The organism is Persicobacter diffluens (genome assembly GCF_036244895.1).
Classification (GTDB): domain Bacteria; phylum Bacteroidota; class Bacteroidia; order Cytophagales; family Cyclobacteriaceae; genus Persicobacter; species Persicobacter diffluens.
Genome location: NZ_BQKE01000001.1, coordinates 1,289,709 through 1,300,595, shown reverse-complemented (window position 1 = coordinate 1,300,595; position 10,887 = coordinate 1,289,709). Strand labels below are relative to the sequence as shown.

The 10,887-nt window shown below is 42.6% G+C and carries 10 protein-coding genes; 3 read left to right on the top strand and 7 right to left on the bottom strand.

Features of this window, described 5'->3' with window-relative positions:
- Nucleotides 1–4: 4 nt before the first annotated feature.
- Complete coding sequence (rsmH, locus tag AAA970_RS05470; protein ID WP_053404429.1) at nucleotides 5–916, bottom strand: 16S rRNA (cytosine(1402)-N(4))-methyltransferase RsmH; 912 nt, start codon at nucleotides 914–916, stop codon at nucleotides 5–7.
- A 515-nt stretch (nucleotides 917–1,431) separates the two neighbouring features.
- Here rsmH and AAA970_RS05465 point away from each other — a divergent pair.
- Complete coding sequence (locus AAA970_RS05465; RefSeq protein ID WP_338236253.1) at nucleotides 1,432–2,658, top strand: TlpA disulfide reductase family protein; 1,227 nt, start codon at nucleotides 1,432–1,434, stop codon at nucleotides 2,656–2,658.
- 750 nt (nucleotides 2,659–3,408) lie between these two features.
- Here the strand turns inward: AAA970_RS05465 and AAA970_RS05460 are convergent.
- Together AAA970_RS05460 and AAA970_RS27795 are read right to left on the bottom strand one after the other, a co-directional pair.
- Entirely contained in the window at nucleotides 3,409–4,350 is a 942-nt protein-coding gene (locus tag AAA970_RS05460; protein WP_338236252.1) for an NADP-dependent oxidoreductase, read from the bottom strand.
- 315 nt (nucleotides 4,351–4,665) lie between these two features.
- Nucleotides 4,666–5,214 (bottom strand): helix-turn-helix domain-containing protein, encoded by a 549-nt coding sequence (locus AAA970_RS27795; RefSeq protein WP_420916713.1) that lies wholly within the window; start codon nucleotides 5,212–5,214, stop codon nucleotides 4,666–4,668.
- A 193-nt stretch (nucleotides 5,215–5,407) separates the two neighbouring features.
- On the opposite strand from AAA970_RS27795, the gene AAA970_RS05450 reads away from it, so the two are divergent.
- Nucleotides 5,408–5,986: a hypothetical protein gene (locus tag AAA970_RS05450; RefSeq protein ID WP_338236251.1), complete on the top strand. Its 579-nt coding sequence runs from the start codon at nucleotides 5,408–5,410 to the stop codon at nucleotides 5,984–5,986.
- A 71-nt stretch (nucleotides 5,987–6,057) separates the two neighbouring features.
- Here the strand turns inward: AAA970_RS05450 and AAA970_RS05445 are convergent, their stop codons facing one another.
- Complete coding sequence (locus AAA970_RS05445) at nucleotides 6,058–7,032, bottom strand: polyprenyl synthetase family protein (protein WP_338236250.1); 975 nt, start codon at nucleotides 7,030–7,032, stop codon at nucleotides 6,058–6,060.
- Nucleotides 7,033–7,197: 165 nt separating this feature from the next.
- Between AAA970_RS05445 and AAA970_RS05440 the strand changes: the two genes are divergently transcribed.
- Complete coding sequence (locus tag AAA970_RS05440) at nucleotides 7,198–8,070, top strand: alpha/beta hydrolase family protein (RefSeq protein WP_338236249.1); 873 nt, start codon at nucleotides 7,198–7,200, stop codon at nucleotides 8,068–8,070.
- Between the two features lie 33 nt (nucleotides 8,071–8,103).
- On the opposite strand, the gene AAA970_RS05435 is transcribed toward AAA970_RS05440, so the two are convergent.
- The 3 genes from AAA970_RS05435 to AAA970_RS05425 all read right to left on the bottom strand — a co-directional run bounded on the left by AAA970_RS05435 (nucleotide 8,104) and on the right by AAA970_RS05425 (nucleotide 10,777).
- A complete protein-coding gene (locus tag AAA970_RS05435) occupies nucleotides 8,104–8,685 on the bottom strand; it encodes a GNAT family N-acetyltransferase (RefSeq protein ID WP_338236248.1) in 582 nt (193 codons plus the stop codon).
- A gap of 124 nt (nucleotides 8,686–8,809) precedes the next feature.
- On the bottom strand, nucleotides 8,810–9,502 hold the full coding sequence (locus AAA970_RS05430; RefSeq protein ID WP_053404419.1) for a Crp/Fnr family transcriptional regulator: 693 nt from the start codon (nucleotides 9,500–9,502) through the stop codon (nucleotides 8,810–8,812).
- Between the two features lie 183 nt (nucleotides 9,503–9,685).
- On the bottom strand, nucleotides 9,686–10,777 hold the full coding sequence (locus tag AAA970_RS05425; protein WP_338236247.1) for a COX15/CtaA family protein: 1,092 nt from the start codon (nucleotides 10,775–10,777) through the stop codon (nucleotides 9,686–9,688).
- Nucleotides 10,778–10,887: the final 110 nt, after the last annotated feature.

Below are 10,887 nucleotides of genomic sequence, written 5' to 3'. Positions count from 1 at the left end.
TAGATTAACGTTTAACAGCAATGCGCAATTTCGCACTGCGGGCACGTGGGTTTTGCTGTACTTCTTCTGCTTCTGCCACTATAGGCTTGCGGTTCACCGGATCCAGGGGTTTAATATCATTCCCAAACAAATCCTTTTCCACCGGCCCATGAAATTTTCCCTTCTGAATAAAATTCTTTACCAGCCGATCTTCCAGTGAGTGATAAGACATCACCACCAATCGGCCACCCGGACGTAAAACCTCTGCCGACTGCTCCAAAAATTCTTCCAGCACCTTCAGTTCTTCATTCACCTCAATGCGAATAGCCTGAAAAACCTGGGCAAAATATTTATTCTCCTTACCCCTGGGCGCGAAGTTTTTCAATAAAGTTTTAAATTCTTCTATGGTATCGATAGGCTTAGCCGTACGCTCAGATACAATGGCATTGGCCACCGTTTTGGCATTGCGAACCTCTCCATACATTCCCAGGATTTTATGCAAATCTGCTGCTTCATATTCATTCACCACTTCCCAGGCGGAAAGCTCCTGCGACTGATTCATCCGCATATCCAGTCGCGCATCAAAACGGGTAGAGAAGCCACGGCTGGGCTCATCAATTTGGTGAGAAGAAATCCCCAAATCAGCCAGGATAGCATCCACCTGACCATTTACCCGGTACATTTTCAGGTAACGCACCAAATGGCGGAAGTTAGCCGGAATAAAATTAAAGCCATCATGCTCGATCTCCGCTGCATTTTTTGCGGCATCATCATCCTGATCAAAAGAGAACAGCTTACCCCCGTTAATACTTTTTAAAATTTCCTTGCTATGGCCTCCGCCACCAAAAGTAACGTCCACATAATTCCCTTGTGGATCGATCTCCATTGCCTCCACACATTCCTTCAGCATTACCGGTAAATGGTATTGTTCACTCATTTTTTACTCCTCAAATAAAACTTCCCGATCACGGGCCTATTACAACCCTCAAATCTAAGATTTATCAGGCAGTAGAACGCATTTTTGCACAACAATTTGCCAATTTGTGTTTATTTTTCCCACCAAGCAGCAAAGCGAGTGGTTTAAATATTAACAATATCCCACTAATGGGAATAACGCCTATTTTTTCAAGGCTTTGGCATCAATCATTTTGCATTACATCCCTGGAAAGGCCGAATTCATTCCTAATTCGCGACTATAGCGGCATCATATTTAAAAAAGGTCAAGATCATTTCAAGCTTAGCTTTACCAATAGCCTATCATAACACCCTAAAAATTCACTGAGTTTAGCTTGTTAAATCCATAAGTGAATAATTCGGTTGAAACCTACCACCGAAAGGCACCCGCACTTTCATTGAGGCAATGAGATACCCCCGAAAATTACCGGCAATAGTAGGATGCAGGAGTTGAAATATTTTTTTTATTATCTTTCCGCAAAATAAACGCACAATTGCATGAAAAACTTTTTCTACTTTTTTGTCATTGGACTCCTTTTTACAGCCTGTGAAGGCAAACAGGATAATGCACCTGACAAAATCCCTTTTGGAAATTACCGTGGAATTATTCAAAGCCAGCATAAGACCTTTCCTTTCCAGTTTGCTTTGGAAAAAGAAGGAAAAAAGAAGGTTGCATACCTGATTAACGGCAAGGAACGCTTACCTATTCATAATTTTTATTTATCAGATGACTCCCTTCACCTTCCCATGCACATATTTGAAGCGAGTATTTCTGCCAAATGGAAATACGGAGAGCTGGTGGGAGAATTCAATAAGGAGTATGTCAAAAATTACATCCTGCCATTCAAGGCATTTCCTCACCAAACCTACCGATTTGACCCCGCAGTGAGTAAAGAAAAGCAAACAGGCGCCAGCTTTGCCGGAAAATGGAAAACCCATTTTGCCCATAAGCCGGATTCCGTATATGCCATGGCCATTTTTCAGCAGGAAGGAGATTATTTGGAAGGTACTTTCCGCACTACCACCGGTGACTACCGTTTTCTTTCCGGTAATGTTGTAGGAGATTCCCTTTTCCTGTCCGCTTTTGATGGAGAACACTTATATCTTTTTGAAGCAGCCAAAAATGGCGATCAGATTGAGGGGGACTTTTGGTCAGGAAAAGGATTTCATACTCAGTGGACGGCCGTAAAAGATGAAAACTTTGAATTGCCCAATGCCTATGAAATGACCTATCTGAAAAATCCGGAAGACGAATTTGATTTCTCCTTCCCGGATTTAAAAGGCAAGCAGGTTACCTTCTCCACTGATGAGCGCTTCAATGGCAAGCCGACCATCGTTCAAATTTTTGGAACCTGGTGCCCTAACTGTATGGATGAAACGGCTTTTATGGCTGACTGGTATGAGAAAAATAAAAAAAGAGGGATTGAGATCGTAGGCCTTGCCTTTGAGCGCAATGATGATTTTGAACATTCAAAAAAGCGCGTGGAGAAAGTCATAAAAAAATACAAGGTGGGCTACCCGTTTTTAATTGCTGGTGATAAGAAAAATGCTTCCGCAGCCTTACCAATGCTGAATAAGGTGATGTCTTTTCCCACTACTATTTTCATTGATAAGCAAGGAGTAGTCACCAAAATCCATACGGGTTTCAACGGACCGAGTACGGGAGCGTATTATGAAGAATTCATTCGGGATTTTAATGAAACCGTAGATGAGTTATTGAAATAAGGAATATTTTTAATAGAACGAAAAAGCCTTCGAATCATTCGGAGGCTTTTTTATTTTTCCCTGCTCACTCACAACCCGTTCAAGCTCATGAACCACCATATTAGCAAACCGAATAATACCCCAACGAGTACAAGAAGTCGCGCTAAAGGACTTTTTTATAGGATCTCTGTCGGTAATTTTTAATCGCCAAATTTTGGCTTAGCTTGCTTTCCCCTCATTCGGCTGGTGCCCTGAAAAAAAACGGAATTGGTAAAACACCTTCATTTTCCGCCCTGGCAGCTAAACGAGGTTTTAAGCATAATTATCATCCGGATCAGGGCTTTTCATAAAAGCCGGATCAGCCATTCAACACCTTATATATAATCATCAATCGTTTCTTGTTATTTTTTATTGATAAAAAACGAAACAAAAAAATCAAGGCTGTGATCATTGTTGGCGGGACAACGAACATGCTGACGAAATCCACCAAGGCGACATTTGGAGAGTGCAGGAGATTGGTGAAAAATTGCTAAAATATCGCTGTGATGCTTTCTGGTCGCCAGCAGAACCTTTGTCTACCCGCCCATTGAACAAGGCCGGACTGTTGATGTGGAAGATTTTATACCATAAAGTCAATACTGTAAAAGATAGTTATCTGACTCATATCCAAGCACTCAAATCAAACAGACCCTCATAGGGAACCAGCTCATTCCTATTATTTGCCCACTTGTAGCTTTATAAAAAAGCCGTGAAAACCGGCTAAAAGGTCTTTTATAAACGGACAATAACTTTCCCCACTACCCGACCCTTTTCAACCTCTTCATGGGCCAGCGGCAAATCTTCAAAAGGGTAAGTTTTATACACCTGAGGCTTCAATGCCCCCTTCGCTAAGAGATCCGCTAAATGTCGCATATCCTCCCCACTGGAGGTCACTAAAATTGAGCCCAGGCTCACTTGCCGATTGTCTGCTGAAGACTGTAAACCAAAAGAAAATTCACTTTGCGGCAGGCAGATGATTTCCCCTCCTTTACGCATCACCTTAATGGAATTTTCCAATACCTTTCCACCGATACCATCCAACACAAAATCAATATCGGTAAGCTCTACTTCAAAATGATGGGACTGATAATCAATGGCGCAATCGGCTCCCATTTCCAAAACAAAATCCTGATTAGCCCCCGAAGCGGTAGTTGCTACCCAGGCCCCTAAAGCCTTAGCGATTTGAATAGCAAAATGCCCAACTCCCCCGGAACCCGCCTGAATCAACACCCGATCGTCGGATTTTATCCGCCCAGCCAAAACTTGCCAGGCTGTGAGGGCGGCCAGGGTGGTCGCTGCGGCTTCTTCAAAAGAAATATTAGCAGGTATTTTGGCTAAATGAGCTGCGGGCGCTGCAACCATTTCGGCATAAGCATTTCCCCGACCGGGAAAATTCACCATACCAAAAACTTCATCTCCTATTTGAAAATCAGACACCGCTGCCCCTACCTGCTTCACCACACCTGCTATGTCCCAGCCCAGGATTACTGGGCGCTCCGATCCACAGAGCTGCTCCAGACCTCTTTCTGACCCCCGAACTTTAACATCTGCCGGATTAATGGAAATCGCTTTCACGGCCACCAGCACTTCCTCCGCCGAAATTTCCGGCACCGGAACATCCTGCAAGAACAATTGCCCGGCATCACCGGCTTCCATTAAGAGATAAGCTTTCATATTGGATTTATTTCAGACTGTCAAATAATTCAGGGGGAAAATGAGCTTCCCTGCTTTTGAAAGTAGCCAATGAGAAAAATTGTTTGGCCACGTCTCCGGGTAATTTTTTTTTTGACAATGAAATGATTTGTGAGCAAACGCAACAACCTAAGGCGAACCCAATACAGACAGTGGAATGGATTAGAAATAAAAAAGTGAAAGAAAATGAAAAGGCCTCAAGAAAATTTACCAGAAATGCTGTCTTATTTTTTAAGGAAAAAGCCAGGAATTAGAAAACAGTCCCGATGTAATGAGCCGAAGGGAATAAAAAAAGGCTCAGGCCGAAAATTGCAGACATTCCGGTACCGGCTGGCCGGGCAAAAAACCTAATGGCGGAGCAAATTGAGGAAACAAAGGGAGGCTAATTTGCAGAAGAAAGGTAGAGGCCTCACATCGTCCGGCAGAGCGATAAAGACCCAACAAGCCGACCATAAAATCATAATAGGCCTCATTAAAAACTTTTTGAAAACCTGTCATATAATAGCATGACCTGATAATCGACAAGTTAACCGGCATGCAGGTAGAATAGTCATTGATGGAAGAAGGCCAGTCAGTTATGGCCCGCTGAAATAAAGAATGTTGAAATTTTGAATCAATTGGCCAAACCCATAGCCTTAAGCGCATCCCCATAGCCGCACAAACTTTCCTGGCTTTGGTCAAAAGATGTGCATAAGCCGGATCATAACCAGCCTGTGTGCTATTTCTTTGAACCTCCCTACTAATCGTAGAACGATGCACCCCCAACTGAACCGCTATTTGACTAAGGGAATGCCCGGCCATAAGGCTGAGACCAATATTTTCTCGATGGGTAAGCGTAAGCTGCATAAATAGGAAAGAAAATTCACTAAACATTGTTAGCAGGAGCCTTCACCTGAAAATCTTAAGCCATGTAATAAAAGGTAAAAACCCATCTCGATTTTCATGAAATCTCCCCTCAATCCCTACATGCTAAAAAAACATAAAACAGAACAAGCTTCCACTGTGGTGCTTTTGCTTTTAGGTGATTGTAAAAAAAGTGATGATGGAAAACATAGATCAATTAATGGCCGCATTGGAGGAAAACTTTCATCCGAGAAAATTTTCCGTTTGGGCGGAAAATGCGGAAGAAGCGCAATTTTTTTTAAACCGATGGGACAAACAACTACAGCGTTTCAAAGCGGAAACCACGGTAAAGGCTTACAAGATCAATGATCAACAAGAGCGGAACTTTGCGGCTTATTATAACCAGCAAATCGGCAGGAACCTCGCGGAAAGTCATAAAGCCCCCTCCAGCACTCACCCCGGCGTATACCATCATTATCAAAAACAGTACGCAGAAGGCATACACAAGGAAGCCTCCAACAGGCTTAAACGCTTTAACCTATTATCCGAAAAAATTTCCCCGCTTCAATTAAGTTTACAAATGGTGCACGCCCTAGTAGACCAACTGGCCGAGGCTGGCATTATCAAATATTGTGAATGGCTGGCACAAGGCCATCTGGGCTTATATGAATACCATTTTCGGGGAAAAGTTTATACCGCTACTGCCCCACCCATGAAAAAAGTGAAAGAAAAGACCTCATCACCAAACAAAAGGGACCAAAACCAATCCGCATAAAAAAACCGAAACAAACATGCTTCGGTTTTTCTATCATAGCGCTGTAAAGCGCACAAAAAAGATTTTTTGGATTATTTTTTTCTTAAAATGGTAAACTCCACCAATTGCTGCAGAGAGGTTCTGTATTCAGATTCCGGGAGATCTGAAAGCATCGAAAGGGCTTCCTGATAGAAAGTTTCCATTTTCTGCTGTGCGTAGTCCAGTCCGCCGGAATTAATCACAAAATCAATTACGGCCTGAACTTCTTTTGGGTCATCCGTCTTGTTTTTGATTTTATTGATGATTTTTCTACGTGTGGACCAATCCGCATTGCGCAAGGCGTAAATCAGAGGCAACGTCATTTTCTTTTCTTTGATGTCGATACCTCGAGGCTTACCGATCTCATCTTTTCCAAAATCAAAAAGATCATCCTTGATCTGAAAGGCCATCCCAACTTTCTCCCCAAAGACCTTCATCCGAGTGATCAATTCCTCATTGGCTCCAGTGCTGGCAGCGCCCACCCCACAACAGGCCGCAATCAGAGAGGCTGTCTTTTGGCGAATCACTTCATAATACACCTCCTCGGTAATGTCCAGCTTGCGGGCTTTTTCCATTTGCAAAAGCTCGCCCTCACTCATTTCTTTCACCGCTGTACTGACAATCTTCAGAAGACTAAAATCCCCATTGTCCACTGCCAGAAGCAAACCCCTAGAAAGTAAATAATCCCCCACCAAAACTGCTACTTTGTTTTTCCAAAGGGCATTGATGGAGAAAAATCCACGACGATAGTTGGCATCATCCACGACATCATCATGCACTAGTGTAGCCGTATGCAAAAGTTCAATCAAGGCAGCCCCACGGTGAGTAGACTCCTCAATTTTCCCCACAGCACCCGCAACCAGAAACACGAACATGGGACGCATTTGCTTACCCTTGCTCCTGATAATGTAATTCGTTATTTTATCCAATAACAGCACCTTTGTTTTCATGGACTTCCGAAAATTCTCCTCGAAAGCTTTCATGTCTCCAACAATGGGCTGCTGAATTTCTTTTAATGTCAACTTCATAAAAAACGTGCTTCACAAAATAACCTTCAACACTAATGGAAGTTTACAGCAATTTTTACTGAACAACCTCAAAATAATGCTAATGCTTTGTGGAGTTATTATTTCTTCTTAAATCAAGAAATAAAAATACTGCATTTCCAACGATATAAAAATTAAAAGACAAATATGAAGTCACTTCTTGCGGATTCCACCTTGGTTTTCAAAGATGATATTCGATTGAAATCCACTCATAGTGAAAAATTTAACGTACTGGATTACCGCTATCAAAAGAATAATGAAAAAAAACCAATCATCCTTTTTTTACATGGATTTAAGGGATTCAAAGATTGGGGGCACTTCAATGCCATTGCCGAGAACTTTGCTCACAAAAATTTCATTTTCATTAAAGTGAATGTATCCCATAACGGCACCTCCCCGGAGCATCCCCTTGATTTTGTAGACCTGGAGGCTTTTGGTAAAAATACGCTTAGTAAAGAACAAAAAGATTTCCGACAGGCGGTGGATTGGATTTTTTCGGAGGCAAATGATATTCCGGAAACTGAAATTAATTTGGATCGATTTTACATCATGGGCCACAGTCGGGGCGGCGGCGGGGTCATCAACTATGCGGTGAGTGACGCCCGCGTGAAAGGGGTTTCCGCCTGGGCTCCGGTGCATGATTATGCTGCCAAATGGACGGAGGAAGGTAAAAAATACTGGAAGCAGATGGGAACCATCTATGTGCTCAATGGCCGAACCAAGCAGAACATGCCTTTGGGCTTTGAAACGGTAGAAGATTATTTCGCGCATCAAAAAGCTCTGGAGGTACTGCCTAATGCCCTGCGGTCTGAGGTTCCGATCTTAGTTTTACATGGAGATGATGACGCCACTTTAGCGGTGGAACATGTACAGCAATTCAAATTTACTCACCCTGCGAGTAGAATTCATGTGATTCCCGGGGCGAATCATGTATTCAATGGAAAACATCCCTGGGAAGGTGGTGCTTTACCCAAAGAGACCTTAGAGGCGATAGAAGAGACGATAAAGATTTTTGAATAGGAATTTATCAAAATGAAAGGAGCGCCAGAATCATTAATCCAGAGAACAGTGCTCCTTTTTTTCATTTGTGGCTTTCATTATATATAAGGGAAAACCGGTATCCACCTCCTGAATTAGCTCAAAGCCAAAACGCTGATACAATGGTAAATTTCGTGGAACAGAAGTCTCCAAAAATACAGGAAGCGCTTCATGATTTTCAGCCTGGAACTGCTCCAACAATTTAGCACCTTCTCCCTGCCCTTGCATTTCCGGTGCCACCGCAATAAACCACAGGTGCCAATAGGCCGATTTGGGATGTAAACTTTTAATAAGAATTTCCCGCTTCAAAACAGGATATATTCTTTTCCAGCCCAACACCTGAAAGGCAAAAACCAAATCAAGTTTAAGCTGTTGGAACCAGGAAATTTTTTGGCGGGAGTGCAAAGCTAAAAGTACGGCCGTTCCCTCCTCGTTTGTTATCACCTTCCCCCGCTTTTCGCAAAGCTTAAGCGAATATTCCATTAAACGCTCCAAACGTTCTCTGGCCCCACTTCCCTCACCCACCACTAAATCAACGCTGGGATTTCCCTCAAAAGGGTCGGACAAAACCTGTACAAGTTGATGACGGTCAACCATTATTAATATCTTTAAAGTTATTTTCTCCCAAAAATATAATTCCCTTTCCGCTAAAAAGAAAAACAGGTCAGTTAAAGCAAAAAAAAACGACCCGAAGGCCGTTCTAACTGATTATTTATCAATATCAAATCGATTCTGATTGTTTTAATTGCTCCACATCCCGGATCAAGATCCTTCGGCGATCAAAATTAATTAAATTCTTCTCCTTCAATTCATTTAAAATCGTGGTCACCGTTTGTCTGGAAGTGCCAGTCAGCTTGGCAATATCTTTATGGGTAAAATGATTTTTGATCATAGTTTCAAATCCCACTTTCTGCCCGCGCTCCTCTGCCAGGTCCAATAAGAATTCCACAATTCTGGTACGGGCATCTTTAAAGACCAAAGCATCAATCCGACGCTCCAACTTCCTCAATCGCAAACCGATCAATTTGATCATCTGCAAATTAAGAGGCTGGTTATCCTTCATCATTTCGCGCAGATCATCCAGACTCATTTTACACAACTGGGTCTTATTGTCCATTGCCTGAGCGAAATCTTCCCGAACCAGCTCCCCGGCCAATCCCATTTCGCCAAACAATTCTCCCGGCCCCAAAATCGCACGCACGATTTCCTTACCATCATCGGTATAGCCTCCAATTTTTACACGACCACTTGCGATCAAAAAGATCTGGTCTGAAGGATCATCCTCCAGATAAATAAACTCATCTTTCCCGTACTCATTCAAGCTGTGTTTCTCTCCCATCATTGCCGACTTGCGCGGGCAAAGAATATTAAAAAGATCCACTTCTTCAAAGTACCATAGCTGACGATCTGCCATTTTTTATTTTATTGATTACTTTTACTTACATAACCATTCAAAAGCAAAGTTGTCTTTTGAATCCTAGTTCGATTATCCTAACGGATGTTTTATAAGGAAGGACGAAATTTCATAAACAAAATTTGTCACAACAATTGTCATTTTTTCTCACAAAAAGATCAACACAACTTACACGACTGATAACTATACCTTTAGCGTACTTACCCTTTCAGCCTGCACTATTTTTTCTCGTACCTGCACCGGACTTCTCAAACTGAAAAGTGCATAAACTGCCGATAACAAAACAAAAACGGCCATCGCCTGGTGGATCACCCCCAAGCTCACCGGCACATTATATATTAGTGTAAATATACCCAGCGTAACTTGTACCAGCACAAAAGCCAACATCGCATAAATGCCATATTTCTGCTGGTTACGTAATTGATCTGTACGAAAAGCATAACCGGCCAATACCATCGCGATTACCAATAAAGCCATCCCCAACCAACGGTGGATAAACTGTACACCAGCCAGTCCTTCAAAAAAATTCTTAATCCAGGGGCTCATCGCCGTCACTGATTCAGCTATCCAGACATCCCCCATCTTTGGGAAAGTATTATAAACATGCCCGGCCTTCAGGCCTGCTACAAAGGCCCCGTAAACCAATTGCAAAACTATTAAACCAATAAATCCACCTACCAGCGCATAAGCTTTCAATTGATTACTTAGCACCAGACTCTTTTTATAATCATGGAATCGGACTTGAAGGGCTGTCCAAAACGTTACCACCATCGTGAGTAAGGCTAACATCAGATGGGCAGCAAGGCGATAATGGGAAACATAAGGCTTATCCACCAAGCCGGATTTTACCATATACCAGCCCAGTAATCCCTGCGCACCTCCAAGGGCTAAGATGAGCAAACAGCGTTTCAGTAATCCGTTTTTCAACTGCCCCATAAAAGCAAATGCCACAAAGGGAAAGAAGAAAACCATACCGATCAGTCGGCCTAAAAGCCGGTGAATATACTCCCACCAGAAAATGGATTTAAAATCCTCTAATTCAAAATGGTAATTTAATTTTTGAAATTCCGGTGACTGTTTGTATTTGGAAAACTCCACCTGCCATGCCGTATCGCTCATTGGAGGCAACATTCCCGTTACCGGACGCCAATCGGTCATCGACAAACCGGATTGTGTCAGCCTGGTGATACCACCAATCACCACCATGGTGAAAATCAAAACACATCCGGCCAACAGCCAATAGTAAACTCCTCTAGAATATGTAGTCTGCATCATAGTGATTAGGGTTTGATTGATAGCGCCTGATCTAAAAAATGCTTTGTGCAGTCGCTTTAGCTTTCATCCGTTCAACTAAAAAAAAACTTAAAGGCATATGTCGGGGCTAA